Genomic DNA, 16,848 nt, shown 5'->3' with positions numbered 1-16,848 from the left:
GCCGGCACGGCTTGCCTATCCCATCCGCAGAGGTAAAGATGACTCCTGAATTGACCATGCTGGGCTGTACTTTGGTGCTGGCGCTGGTGCACATCCTGCTGCCCGCGCTGTTCCGCACGCGCGAAACGGGTACGGCCTATAACGTGAGCGCGCGCGATGGCGACGGGCCGCCCGTGGGCAAGATCACGGGCCGCTTGCAGCGGGCCCAGGCGAACCTGTTTGAAACCCTGCCCCTGTTCGCCGCCGCCGTGCTGATCGTCCACGTGACGGCGCAGGAAAGCGCACTGACCCTGTACGGCACGGCCCTGTACCTGGCCGCGCGCGTGCTGTATTTACCGCTGTACGCGTTTGGCGTGCCCGTCGTGCGCACGCTCGTGTGGTGCGTGTCGATAGCCGGCTTGCTGATGCTGTTCTGGGCCATCCTGTTTGCTTCCTGAATTCCTACGTCAGCTGTGGCGCCCGTCCTATGGCGGCGCGCCAGGCCCTTCCGTAAAGTAGTTCTACGCTGGCGCTGGGGCGCCGGCAGTGCTACTTTCGGGACGGTAATCATGCATGCTTCAGTGTACCAATCTGGTCGACACATCCAGCGCCTGCTGCGCTCGGTCTTTGGCGTGGCACGGCTGCGCACGGGCCAGCAGGAAGTCATCGACAGCGTGCTGGCCGGGCGCGATACCCTGGCCATCATGCCCACCGGCAGCGGCAAGTCGCTGTGCTACCAGTTGCCCGCCGCGCTGTTGCCAAGTGCCACTTTGGTCGTCTCGCCGCTGATCTCGCTGATGAAAGACCAGCTGGAAAAGCTGCATGCACTGGGCATCACGGCAGTGCAGCTCAACAGCAGCCTGTCGCGCGCGGAAGAGGACGAGGCCATCGCCCGCATCGGCCAGGGCGGCAGGCTCATCATCTTTTGCACGCCGGAACGCCTGGCCAGCCCCGATTTTCTGTCCCTGCTGGCCAGTGCGCCGCCCAGCCTGGTCGTCATCGATGAAGCCCATTGCATTTCCCAGTGGGGCCACGATTTCCGTCCCGCCTACCTGGAGATAGCGGCCGCCCTGCGCGTGCTGGGCCGTCCGCCCGTGCTGGCGCTGACGGCCACGGCCACCGGGGAAGTGATAGCCGATATCGACGCGCAGCTGGAAGCGCGCAAGCTGCAAGTCATCAATACCGGCATCTACCGCGCCAATTTGCGCTACCGCGTGATCCAGGTCACGAATGCCGCGGAAAAACAGGACGAAGTTCTGCGCCTGCTGCGCGAGACGGCCGGCGTGGGCATCGTGTATGCGGCCACCGTCAAGGCCGTCGAAGATCTGGCGGCGCGGCTGGAGGAATTGGGCGAGAGCGTCACGTGCTACCACGGCAAGCTGGCGGCGCGCGAGCGCAAGCACAAGCAGGATTTGTTCATGAATGGCGAACGCCGCATCATGGTCGCCACCAACGCCTTCGGCATGGGCATCGACAAGCCCGACACGCGCTTCGTCATCCACTTGCAGGTGCCGGCTAACCTGGAAGCGTACTACCAGGAATCGGGCCGGGCAGGGCGCGACGGCTTGCCCGCCGACTGTACCTTGCTGTACTTTCAGGAAGACAAGCGGGTGCAGCAATTCTTTCTGGCCAAGCACTATCCCACGGCGGAAGAACTGGCGGCCATCGTGGCCGCAGCGCAAACATTTCCGGCCACGTTTGCGTTCGCTGCGCTGGCGTCCAGCCTGCCCGAGTTTTCCGACGGCCACCTGAAGGTCTGCCTGAAATTGTTAAAAGACGGCAAGCTGCTGCGCCAGGACCGCAAGCTGGGCTACAGCCTGAAAGCGCCCTCGGCGAAGTCGCCCTCGTATGCGCAGCTGGCGCAGATCTACGTCGACAAGCAGGAGCGCGACAAACAGGCGCTCGAGCAGATGGTGGCATATGCGCAAAGCGGCCTGTGCCGCTGGAAACTGCTGCTCGATTACTTTGGCGATGCGGACGATTTTGAGCGCTGCTGCACCTGCGACAATTGCCTGTCGCCGCCCGCGCTGGCCGCGCCCATCTCCCTCGACGAGTTCCCTCCAGCGCCTGCTGAAGCGCCGCCGCCCGCGCCAGCGCCCCAGATCGCCGTCGGCAGCCGCGTGCGCGTGCCCCGCTACCAGATCGGTACCGTACTATCGGTAGCCGGCGACCAGGTCACCATTGCCTTTCCGGAAAACACCACGCGTACTTTCATGGCGGAGTTCGTTGTCCCTGCGTGAAGCCATGGTGCGCTGTCGAACAGTGATCTGGTGCAAGCGCGCTAGAATCACCCCATTCCAACGCGCTTTTTAACGCAGGGGGCAGGGCATGGCAGACATGGTGGTGGTGCGCAAGGAGGGCTTGTACTGTGTGCCGGGTCAGTTCTACATCGACCCGTGGCGCCCCGTCGAGCGCGCCATCATCACGCATGCGCATGCCGACCATGCGCGAGTTGGCCACCGGCATTACCTGTGCGCCGCGCCCGGCGAGCAGGTGCTGCGTGCGCGCCTGGGCGCCGTGTCCATCCAGGGCCTCGCGTATGGCGAGACCATCGAACACCATGGCGTGCGCGTGTCGCTGCATCCGGCCGGCCACGTGCTGGGTTCGGCCCAGGTGCGCATGGAAGTGGGCGGCACAGTGTGGGTGGCCTCGGGCGACTACAAGCTGCAGCCCGACCCCACGTGCGCACCGTTCGAGCCTGTGCGTTGCGATACGTTTATTACGGAATCGACGTTCGGCCTGCCCATCTACCGCTGGCAGGCGCCGCAGGAAGTTTATGATGACATCAACCAGTGGTGGCGCAGGAATGCGGCCGAGGGGCGCGCCAGCGTGCTGTTCTGCTATGCCTTCGGCAAGGCGCAGCGCATCCTCGCGGGGCTCGATCCTTCCATCGGCCCCATCATCTGCCATGGCGCGGCGCAAGCCTTGACGCAGGTGTACCGCGAGTCCGGCGTGGCCTTGCCCGCCACCGTGATGGCGGGCGACGTGACGGACAAGGCGGCACTGAAAACGGCGATGGTGATCGCGCCGCCGTCGGCTGCCGGTTCGCCGTGGATGAAGCGCTTCGGCGACTACAGCGATGCGTTTGCCAGCGGCTGGATGCTGCTGCGCGGCGCGCGCCGGCGGCGTGGCGTGGACCGCGGTTTTGTGCTGTCCGACCATGCCGACTGGCCGGGACTGATGCAAGCGATCACGGCCACGCAGGCCGAACGCATCATCGTCACGCATGGATCGATTCCCGTGATGGTGCGCTGGCTGCGGCAAAACGGCTGGCAGGCGGGCGGCTTCGAGACGGAGTATGGCGACGACGAGGCCGATGACGGTGCGCCCGGTGCGCCCACGGCAGCGGAGGACGTCACCCATGCGTGACTTTGCCCGGCTGTACGCGGAACTCGACGAGACGACCTCCACCAGCCGCAAGCTGGCGGCCCTGCAAGCGTATTTTCGCGGCGCCTCGCCGGAAAACGCAGCCTGGGCCGTGTATTTTCTGGCCGGCGGCAAGCCGCGCCAGGCCGTGCCCACCAGGTTGCTGCGCGAGTATGCGACCGAAAGGGCGGGCCTTGACGCCTGGCTGTTCGACGAGGCCTATCATGCCGTAGGCGACCTGGCCGAAACCATCGCCCTGATCTTGCCCGCGCCGGGCAGGCGCAGCGACGTCGGCCTGGCCGAGTGGGTCGAGCAGCGCATCGCGCCGCTGCGCGGCGCGCCGCCCGAGACCATCCGCGCCGACTTGCTGGCTTACTGGGATGAACTGGAAACGCGTGAACGCTTCCTGCTGATCAAACTGATCGGCGGCGGCTTTCGCGTGGGCGTGTCCAAACTGCTGGTGACGCGCGCGCTGGCGTCGATTGCCGCCGTCGACAGCAAGCTGATCGCCCAGCGTTTGATGGGCTGGACCGATGGCAAGGTCAATCCCACGGGCGCGGGTTTTCTCAAACTGATCGCCGCGCAGTCCGATGGCGAACATGCGCTGCGCGGCGGCCAGCCGTATCCGTTTTTTCTCGCCCATCCCTTGCAGGCGGAGCCGCAGAGTCTCGGTGATATTGGCGACTGGCTGGCCGAATGGAAATACGACGGCATGCGCGCCCAGCTGCTGCGCCGCGAAGGCGTGAACTGGCTGTGGTCGCGTGGCGAGGAATTGATCACGGAGCGCTTTCCCGAACTGGCGCAGCTGGCCTTGCCCGAGGGCACCGTGCTCGATGGCGAAATCCTTATCTGGCAGCCGGGCGACGTACCTGCGCCGTTTGCCGATCTGCAACAACGCATGGGCCGCAAGACGGTGTCGTCCAAGTTGCTGGCCGGGCTGCCGGCCGTGCTCGTGGCCTACGACGTGCTCGAATGCGAAGGCGTGGACGTGCGCCAGTTGCCTCAGCTGGAGCGCCGCGCGCTGCTGGAAAGCGTCGTGGCGCAGGTAAATGCTCGCGCGCTGCGGCTGTCGCCGCGCATAGCGGCGGCAAGCTGGGAGGCGCTGGCGGCCATCCGCGCTGAATCGCGGGCGCGCGGCGTGGAAGGCTTGATGCTCAAGGCCGTGTCGGCCGCGTATGGCGTGGGCCGCACGAAAGACGTGGGCACGTGGTGGAAATGGAAGATAGCCCCGTATGCCATCGACGCCGTGCTGATCTACGCCCAGGCGGGCCACGGCCGGCGCGCGTCGCTGTACACGGACTACACGTTTGCCGTGTGGGATGACGTCGAGGAAGGCGAGCAGGGGGAACGTAAGCTGGTGCCGTTCGCCAAGGCGTATTCCGGTTTGACGGATGCGGAGATCGGACAGGTCGACGCCGCCATCCGCAAGACGACGATAGAAAAATTCGGCCCCGTGCGCAGCGTCAAGCCGACGATGGTGTTCGAGATCGGCTTCGAAGGCATCGCCGCGTCCAGCCGGCACAAGGCGGGCATCGCCGTGCGCTTTCCCCGCATCCTGCGCCGGCGCGAAGACAAGGCCATCGCCGATGCGGATACCCTGGCCACCTTGAAGGCCATGCTGGTCCAGGCCACATGAGCAAGCGATGAGCAAAAGTGCGCTGGCGCAGCGCATCGACGCCTGGATTGACGCGCGCGGCTGGACCGTGTTCCCGTTCCAGCGCGCCGTCTGGCGTGCGGCGGCACAGGGCCAGTCCGGTTTGCTGCATGCGAGCACGGGATCGGGCAAGACCTATGCCGTCTGGTTCGGCGCCTTGCTGCGCGCCGAGCGGCTGGCGCGCAAGGGACGAAAGCAGGGCTTGCGCGTGCTGTGGATCACGCCCATGCGGGCGCTGGCGGCCGACACCGTGCGCGCGCTGCAAGCCTCTGGCGCCGAGCTAGCGCCGGGCTGGCGCATCGAGGCGCGCACGGGCGACACGAGCGCCGCGCAGCGGGCGCGGCAGGCGAAAGCCTGGCCCGAGGTGCTGGTGACCACGCCGGAAAGCCTGTCGCTGATGCTGAGCCAGGCGGATGCCCGGGAGCGTTTCGGCCTGCTGGAAACCGTGATCGTCGACGAGTGGCACGAATTGATGGGCAGCAAGCGCGGCGTGCAGGTGCAGCTGGCGCTGGCCCGCTTGCGCCGCTGGAATGACACGTTGATGACGTGGGGCCTGTCGGCCACCCTGGGCAATCTGCGGCAGGCGCAGGACGTCTTGCTGGGCGAGGAAAACGCCGGCGTGCTGGTCGAAGGCAAAGTCAAAAAGCGCATCCTCGTCGACAGCCTGATCCCCGCCAACCCCACGCGCTTTCCCTGGGGCGGGCATTTGGGCATCCAGATGCTGCAACCGCTGATTGCCGAGATCGAAGGCAGCGCCACCACCCTGGTGTTTACCAACACGCGTTCGCAAGCCGAGCTGTGGTATCAGCATTTGCTCGATGCGCGGCCCGACTGGGCCGGCCTGATCGCCCTGCACCACGGTTCGCTGGACCGCGAAGTGCGCGAGTGGGTCGAGCAGCACTTGAAATCGGGCGAGCTGAAAGCCGTCGTGTGCACGTCCAGCCTGGACCTGGGCGTCGATTTCCTGCCCGTCGAGCGGGTGCTGCAAGTGGGCAGCGCGAAAGGCATCGCGCGCCTGGTACAGCGGGCCGGACGCAGCGGCCATGCGCCGGGACGCATTTCGCGCGTCACCCTGGTGCCCACCAACAGCCTGGAATTGCTGGAAGCGGCCGCTGCCCGCACCGCCCTGGCGCAAGGCCAGCTGGAGGCGCGGCCCGTGCCGGACAAGCCGCTCGACGTGCTGGTGCAGCACCTGGTGACGATCGCGCTGGGTGGCGGTTTTCATTCGCCCGAGCTGTACCGGGAAGTGCGCGCCGCCTGGTCGTATCGTCACCTGAGCCTGGACGAGTGGCAATGGGCGCTCGATTTCGTTGCGCGCGGCGGGCAAAGCCTTACCGTGTATCCGGAATACCGGAGAGTGCTGCCGGACGAGGAAGGCGTGTACCGCGTGCCGGACGTCGCCCTGGCGCGGCGCCACCGCATGAGCATCGGCACCATCGTGTCGGAGGCGGCGATCCAGGTCAAGTTCCTCGGCGGTGGGCGGATCGGCAGCATCGAGGAATCGTTCATCGCGCGCCTGAAGTCGGGCGACCATTTTCTGTTCGGCGGGCGCATCCTGGAATTTGTGCGCGTGCATGAGATGACGGCCTATGTGCGGCGCGCAACAGGCAGCCGCGGCGCCGTGCCGCGCTGGCAGGGTGGCAAGATGCCGCTGTCGTCGGAACTGGCACATGCCGTGCTGGACCAGTTGCAGCTGGCGCAGGAAGGCAAGGCCAGCGGGCCGGAAATGCGCGCGCTGGCGCCGCTGCTGGCCATCCAGCAGGCATGGTCGAGCCTGCCCACGCGCGCAACCCTGCTGGTGGAAACCCTCTCCAGCCGCGAAGGCCACCATTTGTTCGTGTATCCGTTTGCGGGCCGCTCGGTGCACCTGGGCCTGGCGTCCCTGCTGGCCTACCGCATTGCCCGTACTCAGCCGGCGACCTTGTCGATCGCCGTCAACGATTACGGCTTTGAATTGCTGGGCGCGCACGACATCGACTTTGCGCCGTTGTTGACGGGCGCCAGCGGCGCCGATCTTGCCCTGTTCAGCACGGACAATCTGCTCGAAGACGTGCTGGCCAGCCTGAATGCGACGGAGCTGTCGCAGCGGCGCTTCCGCGAAATCGCCCGCATCGCGGGATTGGTGTTCCAGGGTTATCCGGGCCAGCCGAAAAGCGCGCGCCAGCTGCAGGCATCGTCTTCGCTGTTTTTTGAAGTGTTCCGCAAGCACGATGCGACCAATCTGCTGCTCACGCAGGCGCAGCGCGAAGTGCTGGAACAGGAGCTGGAATTGACGCGCCTGCGCGCCACCTTGCGCGAGTTGCATGGCAGGAGCATCAGCCTGCAAGCGCTGGAGCGCGCGTCGCCCTTTGCCTTCGGCCTGATGGTCGAGCGTTTCCGCGAACAGCTGACGACGGAAAAACTGTCGGACCGGGTGGCGCGCCTGGTCAGCGCGCTGGAAAAGGCGGCCGCATGAGCGGGCAGCAGCAGGCGCACTGCGTGGTGGAACTGGCCGGCGAGATTATGTGGCTGCTGGCGCACAAGGCCGTGTATTGGCCGGCGCGCAAGATGCTGGTCATCGCCGACATCCATTTCGGCAAGGCGGCCGCGTTCCGCGCGCTGGGCGTGCCCGTGCCGCGCGGCACCACGACGCAAAACCTGCTGGCGCTCGACGCCTTGATGGCCAGTTACGCTTGCGAGGAAATCGTCTTTCTCGGCGACTTCCTGCACGCGCGCGCCGCGCATGCGCCCGCCACCGTGGCCGCCATGCTGGCCTGGCGCGCGCGCCATCCGGGCCTGCGCCTGACGGTGGTGCGCGGCAACCACGATGCGCATGCGGGCGACCCGGCCGCCGCGCTGGGCATCGGCATGGTCGATGAACCGCACCAGGTGGGCAAGCTGTCGTTCTGCCATCACCCGGACACTGCCGCGCCCGGCTATGTGCTGGCCGGCCACGTGCATCCCGTGTTTCATTTGCGCGCAGCAGGGACGGGACGACATGCGGGCGGCTTGCGCCTGCCGTGCTTCCTGCTGGGGCAGGAGCGCGCCATTTTGCCCTCGTTTGGCGCCTTCACGGGCGGCCATGCGGTGCGGCCAGGCGCTGGCGAGCGCGTCTACATGACGGCCGACGCGGCGATTTTCCCTCTGCCCGCTAACTGCTGAGTTTCTGGTACTTTTGGTGGAAAACTGAAAGTAACTACGCCACCAGGGGCGGGACTCATCCTACATGCGCTCTTGCCATCCTCCTATTTCTTGTGGCCCATGTGCGCACTAAGATGAGGGTTCCCTTGCCATGCGAGGGGGAAGATTTGCATGGTTTGCATTGTTTTTTGCATTGTTTCTGATTCCATCGATCAAGGAGAGCATCATGGCCACATCGAGCGACAATAAACAGCAAGGTAGTAAATCCACTAGCAGCAGTGGTAGCGGCAGCGGCGGCAACAAGCAAAGCGATACCAGCAAGCGTGGCTTCGCTTCCATGGACCCTGCCCAGCAGCGCGAAATCGCCAGCGAAGGGGGACGTGCGGCGCATGAAAAGGGCACGGCGCATGAGTTCACGTCGGAAGAAGCGCGCCGCGCAGGCAGTCAAAGTCACAAGAACGATGCCAGCCGGCAAAGCGCTTCCAGCTCCAGCGGTTCGCGCGACAACGCCGGCATGAACCAGGAGGGTAACCGCGACAGTGGCAACAAGCAAAGCGGCGGTTCAGGTTCAGGGACGGGCTCGTCCGGTTCGCGCAACAAGTAAGCGCAAGCAGTAGCAAAGCAGTCTGGCCGGCGGGAATCGCGCATTGCCGCCGGCCAGTCGCAAAATGTTGATGCAATGCAGCAGGCATGGACTATGATGAAGTAGCGGCGCTGGCGACGGCCAGTCGGCAGTCAAGCTGCAACCGACTCGCACTCACGATCAGGGGGGAAGATGATGGGTAACTCCACTACGCCGCAGCCCGGCAATAGCCAGGGCGGCACGCCGGGCAACAAGCAAAGCACGGCCGATTCGGCCGAAAACTTTGTGCTGGTCGATAGCGAGCAAGGCCTCGATATCGGCGACGATCTGTTTTCCATCGGCGAAGTACGGCGCGCCGACCGCTTGCCCCATCATCAGTCCGGTTCCGCCGGACAGAGCCGGCAGAGTGCCGGCGATGCACCCGACACCACGGGCAGTACGGGCGTCTGAGCCTTTCTTCCTGACTGTCTGATCATCCCAGCAAGGCCAGCCGCAGACGTGTTCGCGCACGCCGGCTGGCCATGCCTGCGTGCGCGCGGAAAAATCAGGAAAGCGCTGCTATAGGTCGACCCGTCCATGTTCGCCCAGGTCCTTCGGCGGCTCGCCCGTGATGGCGGCCTTGGCCATGGCATAGAATTGCATCATCTTGCTGGCGCTGCTATCCCAGTATTCGGCCGACTGTATCGTCACTTTGATCAGCGACAGCTTCGGATCGTCGAGTCCGCCCGGGAACCAGGCTTTCACCAGCGGGCTCCACAACTCCTCCGCCTTGGCGCGGTCCTTCAGCAACTGCGCGTGGCCGCAGACGGACACATACAGGCTGTCGCCCGTGTCGACGAAGCTGACGTTGACTTGCGGATTGTTCAGCAAGTCGCGCGTGTAGGCGGCATCGTCCGAAACGAAAAACCAGATGTGCCCTTCGCTGTCGACCTGCTGCTGCGTCAGCGGCCGGCTGGTGAGCGTGCGCATGTCGTCGCTGGTGGTCAGCATGCCGAATTTGACGTCCTTGATCCTGGCCGCGATGCTGGCCAGTTGTTCGCTGGAATACTGTTGCATGGTTGCTCCTTTGATGGTTGTCCTGAACAACAGCATAGGCGGGCGCGGCAAGCGGCTCTGTACGGCAGCTTACGTAGCAGGCCAGCTTTGTTTCAAAGCTGTTACAAAACGCTGGCCCGGCGGGGCGCCCCATGTATTGACTTAATAAATGATAATCATTATCATTTGTTTGAAAATATCAGCATGCACTTTGATTGAAGGATGGGAATGAAGCACACTGACTTGTCGCGCCACCTGGCCCGCTCCTTGCCGGGAGCGATTGATGGGTAATGCGGGCGCCGCAGACAAGGCCAGGAACAACGCCAGCCGCGCCGTCTGGCTGAAGAACTTGCATCAATGGCACTGGATCAGCTCGGCGCTTTGCCTGCTGGGCATGTTTCTGTTCGCCATTACCGGCATCACTCTGAACCACGCCGGCCAGATCGAGGCCAAGCCAGCGATTACGCGCCAGCAGGCGACGTTGCCGGCCCCGTTGGTCACGCAACTGGCCGCGTATGCCGCCAAGCACGATGGCGCGAATGCGCCCATGCCGGCCGCCGCCGAGACCTGGCTCAAGCAGCAATGGTCGCTCAATGCGGGCGGCCGTCCCGCCGAATGGAGCATCGACGAGGTGTACTTGCCGCTGCCCAAGGCGGGCGGTGACGCCTGGGTGCGTATCGGCCTTGAAGACGGGGCCGCCGAATATGAGTTGACGGACCGGGGCTGGGTATCCTGGCTCAACGATGTCCACAAGGGCCGCAACACGGGCGTGGCCTGGAGCTGGTTCATCGACATTTTTGCCGGCGCCTGCATCGTGTTTTGCCTGACTGGCTTGCTGATTTTGAAGTTCCACTCGGCCAACCGGCCATTTACCTGGCCGATGGTTGGCCTCGGTATCTTGATACCTTGCGCGATCGCCTTGCTGTTTATTCACTGATCGTTTTTCCTTTTACTTTTTTACAGGCACACCATGAAATTACGCTACACCCTGGCGCTTGGCCTTCCCCTGATCGGTACGTCGGCGATGGCGGCCGATTTGTCCCTCAAGCTTGAACTGCCGCAATTGAACGTGGCGGAATACCACCGTCCCTACGTGGCGGCGTGGCTGGAAACGGCGGACCAGAAGGTCGTAGGCAACCTGGCCGTGCTGTATGACGTGAAAAAGAAGGACAAGGCCGGCGAAAAATGGCTGAAGGACATGCGCCAATGGTGGCGCAAGAGCGGCCGCGACCTGGCCATGCCCGTCGACGGCGTCAGCGGCGCCACGCGCGCGCCTGGCGAACATACGCTGACGTTCCCCGGCGCCAAGGCCTTGCTCGACAAGCTGCCGGCCGGCGAATACCAGGTGGTCGTGGAAGCGGCGCGCGAAGCGGGTGGACGCGAACTGGTGCGCGTGCCGTTCCAGTGGCCGTTGAAGTCGGCCCAGTCCGTGCCTGCCAAAGGCAAGGAAGAACTCGGTAATGTCGTCGTCCAACTCAAACCATAAGGCGCACCCATCATGTTCAAGCATTTCAACAAGTCCCTGATCGTCCTGGCGCTGGCCGGCCTGTCCATGCACGCCCACGCCCACCGCGGCTGGATGGTGCCATCGAGCACGATGGTGGAAAGCAAGGACGCCTGGGTGACGGTGGACGCCGCCGTTTCCGACGGCCTGTTCGAGATCGACCACCAGCCGCTGCGCCTGGACGCTCTGCAAGTGATCGGCCCGGATGGCGCCAAGGTCACGCCGGCGAACACGGTCACGGGCCGCCTGCGCAGCGTCTTCGACGTCAAAATGGAAAAACCGGGCACCTACAAGGCTGCCATCGTGTCGCAAAATGTGATGGGCAGCTACAAGGTCAACGGCGAGCAGAAGCGTTTCCGCGGCAATGAGGAAACCTTCAAGAAGGAAGTGCCGGCCGATGCGCAGGAGCTGAAAATCACGCGCACGGCAGCGCGCCTGGAAACTTTCTTCAGCAATGGCGAGACCAGCACGGAAGTGTTCAAGCCAACGGGCGTGGGCCTGGAATTCGTGCCCGTCACGCACCCGAACGACTTGCGCGCTGGCGAAAAAGCCACGTGGCGCTTCCTGGTCGATGGCAAGCCGGCGGCGAACCAGGCGTTCAGTCTGGTGCCAGGCGGCGTGCGCTACCGTGGCGTGCTCGGTGAAATCCGCCAGAGCACGGATGCCAAGGGCGAGATCACGTTTACGGTGCCGGCAGCCGGCATGTATTACCTGAGCAGCACCTGGCCAGCGGCCGTCCCGGCCGTGGCCGGCCAGCCGCCAGCGATGCCCGAGCGCCGCATGACGTACGCGGCTACCGTGGAAGTGCTGCCGCAGTAAGCGGCGGCATCTCACGAGAGCACCGATGCGCCGGGTCCTGCTGCCGCAGCATATTTCCGATCAGGTCGCGCCGCCCGGCGCCGCGATCCGGGACTTGCGCGGCCTGACGATGGGCACCAGCTGGTCGGCGCGCCTGGTCGAGTCCGCTATGCCGGGACGCGCCGGCAGCGCCGACCTGCAGCAGGGCTTGCAGCAACAGCTGGACCTGGTCGTGGCGCAAATGAGCCACTGGAGCGACGAGTCCGACCTGGGGCGTTTCAACCGGGCCGAGCCGGGCAGCTGGCACAGCCTGCCCGCCGCGTTTTGCGAGGTGCTGGGCTTTGCCATGCACGTGTCGCGGGCGTCCGGTGGCGCGTATGACCCGTGCGCGGGCGCCCTCGTCAACCTGTGGGGCTTCGGCCCCCGCCATCGCTACGATGAACCGGGCTTCCTGCCGCCGAAAGACGAGACGGTAGCCTTGCTGCTGGCGCAGCGCCAGCGCCGCCGCCTGGAGCTGGACTTGCCGGCCCGCCGCGCGCGCCAGCCCGGCGGCTTGCAGCTCGATCTGTCCGCCGTGGCGAAGGGCTATGGCGTGGACCGCCTGGCCCGCTACCTGGACAGCCAGGGCATCCATCATTACCTGGTCGAAGTGGGCGGCGAGCTGCGCGGCGCTGGCAGCAAGCCCGACGGCCAGCCGTGGTGGGTCATGCTGGAACAGGTCGAGGGTGCGGCCGATAGTGCCGATCATGCCAAGCATCCGCCGGAAATGTTGCTGGCGCTGCACGGCTTGTCCGTGGCGACCTCGGGCGACTACCGGCGTTTTTTCCAGGACGGCACGGTGCGTTTTTCCCATACGATCGATCCGCGCAGCGGCATGCCGATCGCCAATCAACTTGCCTCCGTCACCGTCGTGCATGAGCAATGCATGGCGGCCGACGCCTGGTCGACGGCCCTGACCGTGCTTGGTGTCGAGGCCGGCATGGCGCTGGCGGAAGAGCAGGGCCTGGCCGCGCGCTTCGTGCAGCGCGACGGCGACGGCTACCACGAAACGCTGAGCAGCCACATGCTGGCCATGCTCGACGAATGAACGATTAATTCCATGATTTTTACGCACGATACGACGCGGCTGGCCTTGCTGGCCGCCCTGTCCCTCAGTTATGCGGGCGTGTGCCTGGCACCCTGGCTGCGCGCGCGCGCCAAACGCCGCACGTCCGATGCCGCCAGGGCGGCGCTGGCCAACAGCCGGCCCTGGCTGGTGGCGTATGCGAGCCAGACGGGTAATGCCGAGGAACTGGCCACGCAAACGGCGCAAAGCCTGCAACTGGCCGGCATCCCCGTGCGCCTGTGCGCTCTGGCCGAGCTCACGGCCCTTGATCTGCACCAAGCGGAACGGGCCTTGTTCCTGGTCAGCACCTATGGCGAAGGCGACGCGCCCGACAATGCGGCCGCCTTCATGGGCCGCTTGATGACGGGTGAGCTGGCGCTGCCGCAATTGCATTACGCCGTGCTGGCCCTGGGCGACCGCAGCTATGGCCAGTTCTGTGGCTTCGGCCGCGCGCTCGACGCCTGGCTGGCCACGCAGGGCGCCTCGCGCCTGTTCGAGCGCATCGAAGTCGACCGCAGCGCCAGCGCCGCCATCGAGCAATGGTTCCAGCACCTGAGCCACCTGGCCGGCACCAGCGATGCGCCCGACTGGAGCGCCCCCGCCTTTGGCGACTGGAAATTGCTGCAGCGGCAGTTGCTCAATCCGGGCAGCGCCGGTGGCGCCATCTATCATGTGGAACTGGCGCCCGTGGCAGGCAGCTTGCCGGATTGGCAGTCGGGCGACCTGGTGCAAGTGGCCGCGCCGGCCGACCCATCGCAACCGCGCGAATACTCGATCGCCTCGATTCCGCACGATGGCAGCGTACATTTGCTGGTGCGCCAGCATGCGCATCCCGATGGCAGCCTGGGCCTGGCCTCGGGCTGGCTCACGGCGCAAGCCGCAGTCGGCGAGGTGGTGCAGCTGCGCCTGCGCCAGCACAAACGCTTTCGCCTGGAAGACAATGCCCAGCGTCCTTTGATCTTGATCGGCAACGGCAGCGGCATCGCCGGCTTGCGCGGACATTTGAAAAGCCGCGTGCTGGCGGGTCAGCGGCGCAACTGGCTGATCTTTGGCGAACGCAATGTGGCCCACGATTTCCATTATCGCGAAGAAATTGAACGCTGGCACGCCAGCGGCGACTTGCCGCGCCTGGACCTGGCGTTTTCGCGCGACCAGGCGGAGCGCACCTACGTGCAAGACCGCCTGCGCGGCAATGCCGATGAAGTCAAGCTGTGGCTTGAGCAGGGCGCGGCCATCTATATTTGCGGCAGCCTGGCAGGCATGGCGGGCGGCGTTGACCAGGCGCTGCAAGAGATCCTGGGCCGGCCCGCGCTCGATGCGCTGGCGGCCGAGGGGCGCTACCGGCGCGACGTGTATTAATACGGCTCTGTCATCGAAAGCGGTGGGAACGCGCCGCAGTTGCTGAGGTCTAACTGGATCAGGTATTTCCTTTCAAGGAGCCGATCATGGACGCCGCCCAGTGGCAGACCTTCGCCAGCCAATTCCCGCAACTGTCGCACCGCCAGCGTCTTGCCAGCAGCGAATTATTGCGCACCAGCGCGCCACAGGCTGCGGCCGTCGTCCTGATCGAGCAAACAGCGCTGGCGCAACTGCATTGTCCCAGCTGCCGATCGACACATTTCCACCGTCACGGCCAGGCCCACGGTCTGCAGCGCTATCGCTGCGTGCCTTGCCGCAAAACCTTCAACGCCTTGAGCGGCACGCCGCTGGCGCATCTGCACCACAAGGAACGCTGGCTGGCCTATGCCGATTGCCTGCTCAACTCGTTTTCGGTACGCAAGGCGGCCAGCAAGGTGCATATCCATCGCAACACCAGCTTTCGCTGGCGCCACCGTTTCCTCGCGCTGGCCAGGACCGACCGGCCGCGCTGCCTGCATGGCATTACCGAAGCCGACGAGATGTATGTGCTGGAGTCGCAGAAAGGTTCAAAACACATGACGCGTCCGGCGCGCAAGCGCGGAGGCCGCGCCAGCCAGCGTGGCATTTCCAACGAGCAGGTGTGCGTGCTGGTGGCGCGCGACCGCACCGGCCAAACCGTCGACTTCGTTGCCGGCATGGGCCAGCTGAGCAAGGCCAAACTGCACGCCTGCCTGCCAGCGGTGATCGACCGTGACATCTTGTTGGTGAGCGATGGCCATCCGGCCTATCCCGTGTTTGCCAGGGAGATCGGCATCGGGCATGCGGCGGTTAACTTGCGGGCCGGCGTTCGCGTGCGCGGCACGGTGCATGTGCAGAACGTCAATGCGTATCACAGCAGGTTGCGCGGCTGGCTGCAGGCGTTTCATGGCGTGGCCACGCGCTACCTGCCGAACTACCTGGGCTGGCGCTGGATACTCGACGCACGGAGAATATTGTCCCCCGAAAGCTTGCTCAGAGCCACTTTGGGGACATTCCCACATCTGACGGTGACATAGCCATTAATACAGACGGGGCTGCTTACGGCTGGATCGCGGCCAGCGGCGCCGCTTCCATCTCGCCGCTGACTTCCTGCAAGCCGCGCGCCAGGCTGGAAATGCTGGGGTTGTCGATGAAGACGCAGCGCTTGCCCGTGCGCTTGCAATAATCCTTGACGCGCCAGTAGGCGCTGTGGCTGATGCAACCCGTCTGGCAAATCACCAGATCGGCCGCCGCCAGGCTCGAATCGAGCAGGTTGGCATTGTCTTCCAGGCCGCCGTCGTGGTGGGCGAACTGCGCGCCGACCCGTTCGATCAGGGCGCGGTAGGTGGCGACATTGCCGCTGCGCCCGCCCACGCACAAGACGCTTTGATCGACCAGGCGGATCGGCATCTTCAGCTTGCCGCCCGTCGGCACTTCCAGCTTCGGCGCCGGTGGCGGCACGACGGCGCTTGGGCGCGGCTGGGCCTGTTTCAATTCCGCGATTTGCTGGCGCAATTCCTTTTCGCGCTCATCCATTTGCGCCAGGCGCTCGACCAGGCGGGTGCGCGATTCCAGCGCCGGGATGGCGGCCTGCAATTGCGCCAGCTCACAGCGCAAGCCATCGATGACGCTGTCCTTGCCAATGGATTCGGCCCGCGTGCGCAGCAGCACGGCTTCCTGGCGTTCCAGCTCGCCCGTTTTTTCCATCAGCGCTGCCTGGCTGCGCTGTTGCAGTTTGGCCAGTTCGTGCGTCAGGCGCACATTTTCTTCCTGCAAGGCCGTAAATTTGCCCATGTCGGCGCGCACGCACGCGCCGGCCTGGTGCTGGATCATGTGCAAGTCGCGGCACATCTGCTCTTCCAGCTCGGCGTCGCAGCGCGGGTGCGTCAGGCCGGCCCAGAAAGCGCCCGACACGTCGCCGTTGGCGACGGCCGTGCGCCACAGTTGCGCTACCTGCTCCGTGCTCTTGGCGCCGCGAAAGCGCAGGATCACGGGAGCGTAGCGGCGTTCGAGTTCCTTTTGCAGCGCTTCGGACAGGCGGTTGCGCACCCCGCATTCCGTCACGGCGCCCACGTGCACCTCGTAGTCGTCGGCCAGTACGCGCCCGCCCGTCATCTTGCCCACCAGCTTGCGCAGGTATCCCAATGGCAAGCCCACGCCGACCAGCGGGCAATGACAGGTATGCGACAGTTCCCACAGGCGGCGGCGGCGCGAAGCGAGCGCGGCCGTTTCGGCCTCGCCGCTGGAACAATTGCTGATGACGGGCAGGGACTGGTCTTTGTCACACATGGCGATATCCTGTTAGGCGGTGGGAGGTGTTGAAGAGA

The 16,848-nt window shown here is 65.1% G+C and carries 16 protein-coding genes; 14 read left to right on the top strand and 2 right to left on the bottom strand.

Going from position 1 to position 16,848, the window contains the following annotated elements:
* The first annotated feature begins 38 nt into the window (after nucleotides 1-38).
* The 8 genes from CLU91_RS09795 to CLU91_RS09760 all read left to right on the top strand — a co-directional run bounded on the left by CLU91_RS09795 (nucleotide 39) and on the right by CLU91_RS09760 (nucleotide 9,152).
* Nucleotides 39-437: an MAPEG family protein gene (locus CLU91_RS09795; RefSeq protein ID WP_100873997.1), complete on the top strand. Its 399-nt coding sequence runs from the start codon at nucleotides 39-41 to the stop codon at nucleotides 435-437.
* Between the two features lie 111 nt (nucleotides 438-548).
* Nucleotides 549-2,219: a RecQ family ATP-dependent DNA helicase gene (locus tag CLU91_RS09790; RefSeq protein ID WP_100873996.1), complete on the top strand. Its 1,671-nt coding sequence runs from the start codon at nucleotides 549-551 to the stop codon at nucleotides 2,217-2,219.
* Between the two features lie 88 nt (nucleotides 2,220-2,307).
* Nucleotides 2,308-3,348 (top strand): ligase-associated DNA damage response exonuclease, encoded by a 1,041-nt coding sequence (locus tag CLU91_RS09785; RefSeq protein WP_100873995.1) that lies wholly within the window; start codon nucleotides 2,308-2,310, stop codon nucleotides 3,346-3,348.
* Nucleotides 3,341-4,981: an ATP-dependent DNA ligase gene (locus tag CLU91_RS09780; RefSeq protein WP_100873994.1), complete on the top strand. Its 1,641-nt coding sequence runs from the start codon at nucleotides 3,341-3,343 to the stop codon at nucleotides 4,979-4,981. Before CLU91_RS09785 ends, CLU91_RS09780 begins: the two co-directional genes overlap by 8 nt.
* A 7-nt stretch (nucleotides 4,982-4,988) precedes the next feature.
* On the top strand, nucleotides 4,989-7,454 hold the full coding sequence (locus CLU91_RS09775) for a ligase-associated DNA damage response DEXH box helicase (protein WP_100873993.1): 2,466 nt from the start codon (nucleotides 4,989-4,991) through the stop codon (nucleotides 7,452-7,454).
* Entirely contained in the window at nucleotides 7,451-8,140 is a 690-nt protein-coding gene (gene pdeM / locus CLU91_RS09770) for a ligase-associated DNA damage response endonuclease PdeM (RefSeq protein ID WP_100873992.1), read from the top strand. Before CLU91_RS09775 ends, pdeM begins: the two co-directional genes overlap by 4 nt.
* 205 nt (nucleotides 8,141-8,345) lie before the next feature.
* Nucleotides 8,346-8,723: a KGG domain-containing protein gene (locus tag CLU91_RS09765; protein ID WP_100876663.1), complete on the top strand. Its 378-nt coding sequence runs from the start codon at nucleotides 8,346-8,348 to the stop codon at nucleotides 8,721-8,723.
* 171 nt (nucleotides 8,724-8,894) lie between these two features.
* Nucleotides 8,895-9,152, top strand: a complete 258-nt coding sequence (locus tag CLU91_RS09760) for a hypothetical protein (protein WP_100873991.1) — start codon at nucleotides 8,895-8,897, stop codon at nucleotides 9,150-9,152.
* Nucleotides 9,153-9,260: 108 nt separating this feature from the next.
* Here the strand turns inward: CLU91_RS09760 and CLU91_RS09755 are convergent, their stop codons facing one another.
* Nucleotides 9,261-9,758, bottom strand: coding sequence for a pyridoxamine 5'-phosphate oxidase family protein (locus tag CLU91_RS09755; protein ID WP_100873990.1), 498 nt, complete (start codon nucleotides 9,756-9,758; stop codon nucleotides 9,261-9,263).
* Between the two features lie 262 nt (nucleotides 9,759-10,020).
* On the opposite strand from CLU91_RS09755, the gene CLU91_RS09750 reads away from it, so the two are divergent.
* From CLU91_RS09750 to CLU91_RS09725, 6 genes are all read left to right on the top strand, one after another.
* On the top strand, nucleotides 10,021-10,674 hold the full coding sequence (locus CLU91_RS09750; RefSeq protein ID WP_100873989.1) for a PepSY-associated TM helix domain-containing protein: 654 nt from the start codon (nucleotides 10,021-10,023) through the stop codon (nucleotides 10,672-10,674).
* Between the two features lie 33 nt (nucleotides 10,675-10,707).
* Nucleotides 10,708-11,223 carry a DUF2271 domain-containing protein gene (locus CLU91_RS09745; RefSeq protein ID WP_099666980.1) on the top strand — a complete coding sequence of 172 codons (516 nt, stop codon included), beginning with the start codon at nucleotides 10,708-10,710 and terminating at the stop codon, nucleotides 11,221-11,223.
* Nucleotides 11,224-11,235: 12 nt separating this feature from the next.
* Nucleotides 11,236-12,060 (top strand): DUF4198 domain-containing protein, encoded by an 825-nt coding sequence (locus CLU91_RS09740; protein WP_100873988.1) that lies wholly within the window; start codon nucleotides 11,236-11,238, stop codon nucleotides 12,058-12,060.
* A gap of 25 nt (nucleotides 12,061-12,085) precedes the next feature.
* Nucleotides 12,086-13,126, top strand: coding sequence for an FAD:protein FMN transferase (locus tag CLU91_RS09735; protein WP_100873987.1), 1,041 nt, complete (start codon nucleotides 12,086-12,088; stop codon nucleotides 13,124-13,126).
* A 12-nt stretch (nucleotides 13,127-13,138) separates the two neighbouring features.
* Complete coding sequence (locus CLU91_RS09730; protein WP_100873986.1) at nucleotides 13,139-14,503, top strand: sulfite reductase subunit alpha; 1,365 nt, start codon at nucleotides 13,139-13,141, stop codon at nucleotides 14,501-14,503.
* 86 nt (nucleotides 14,504-14,589) lie between these two features.
* Nucleotides 14,590-15,558, top strand: coding sequence for an IS1595 family transposase (locus CLU91_RS09725; RefSeq protein ID WP_100873985.1), 969 nt, complete (start codon nucleotides 14,590-14,592; stop codon nucleotides 15,556-15,558).
* A gap of 22 nt (nucleotides 15,559-15,580) precedes the next feature.
* On the opposite strand, the gene CLU91_RS09720 is transcribed toward CLU91_RS09725, so the two are convergent.
* Nucleotides 15,581-16,810 carry a DUF2325 domain-containing protein gene (locus tag CLU91_RS09720; RefSeq protein WP_100873984.1) on the bottom strand — a complete coding sequence of 410 codons (1,230 nt, stop codon included), beginning with the start codon at nucleotides 16,808-16,810 and terminating at the stop codon, nucleotides 15,581-15,583.
* Between the last annotated feature and the right edge of the window lie 38 nt (nucleotides 16,811-16,848).

It is taken from the genome of Janthinobacterium sp. 64 (assembly GCF_002813325.1).
Taxonomy (GTDB): domain Bacteria; phylum Pseudomonadota; class Gammaproteobacteria; order Burkholderiales; family Burkholderiaceae_D; genus Janthinobacterium.
The sequence above is the reverse complement of the archived record's forward strand: the minus strand, read 5'-3'. Positions and strand labels throughout refer to the sequence as shown.

Coding starts and splice junctions, on each gene's coding strand:
- CLU91_RS09795 (WP_100873997.1), top strand. CDS start 39: ATGACTCCTGAATTGACCATGCTGGGCTGTACTTTGGTGCTGGCGCTG.
- CLU91_RS09790 (WP_100873996.1), top strand. CDS start 549: ATGCATGCTTCAGTGTACCAATCTGGTCGACACATCCAGCGCCTGCTG.
- CLU91_RS09785 (WP_100873995.1), top strand. CDS start 2,308: ATGGCAGACATGGTGGTGGTGCGCAAGGAGGGCTTGTACTGTGTGCCG.
- CLU91_RS09780 (WP_100873994.1), top strand. CDS start 3,341: ATGCGTGACTTTGCCCGGCTGTACGCGGAACTCGACGAGACGACCTCC.
- CLU91_RS09775 (WP_100873993.1), top strand. CDS start 4,989: ATGAGCAAAAGTGCGCTGGCGCAGCGCATCGACGCCTGGATTGACGCG.
- pdeM (WP_100873992.1), top strand. CDS start 7,451: ATGAGCGGGCAGCAGCAGGCGCACTGCGTGGTGGAACTGGCCGGCGAG.
- CLU91_RS09765 (WP_100876663.1), top strand. CDS start 8,346: ATGGCCACATCGAGCGACAATAAACAGCAAGGTAGTAAATCCACTAGC.
- CLU91_RS09760 (WP_100873991.1), top strand. CDS start 8,895: ATGATGGGTAACTCCACTACGCCGCAGCCCGGCAATAGCCAGGGCGGC.
- CLU91_RS09755 (WP_100873990.1), bottom strand. CDS start 9,758: ATGCAACAGTATTCCAGCGAACAACTGGCCAGCATCGCGGCCAGGATC.
- CLU91_RS09750 (WP_100873989.1), top strand. CDS start 10,021: ATGGGTAATGCGGGCGCCGCAGACAAGGCCAGGAACAACGCCAGCCGC.
- CLU91_RS09745 (WP_099666980.1), top strand. CDS start 10,708: ATGAAATTACGCTACACCCTGGCGCTTGGCCTTCCCCTGATCGGTACG.
- CLU91_RS09740 (WP_100873988.1), top strand. CDS start 11,236: ATGTTCAAGCATTTCAACAAGTCCCTGATCGTCCTGGCGCTGGCCGGC.
- CLU91_RS09735 (WP_100873987.1), top strand. CDS start 12,086: ATGCGCCGGGTCCTGCTGCCGCAGCATATTTCCGATCAGGTCGCGCCG.
- CLU91_RS09730 (WP_100873986.1), top strand. CDS start 13,139: ATGATTTTTACGCACGATACGACGCGGCTGGCCTTGCTGGCCGCCCTG.
- CLU91_RS09725 (WP_100873985.1), top strand. CDS start 14,590: ATGGACGCCGCCCAGTGGCAGACCTTCGCCAGCCAATTCCCGCAACTG.
- CLU91_RS09720 (WP_100873984.1), bottom strand. CDS start 16,810: ATGTGTGACAAAGACCAGTCCCTGCCCGTCATCAGCAATTGTTCCAGC.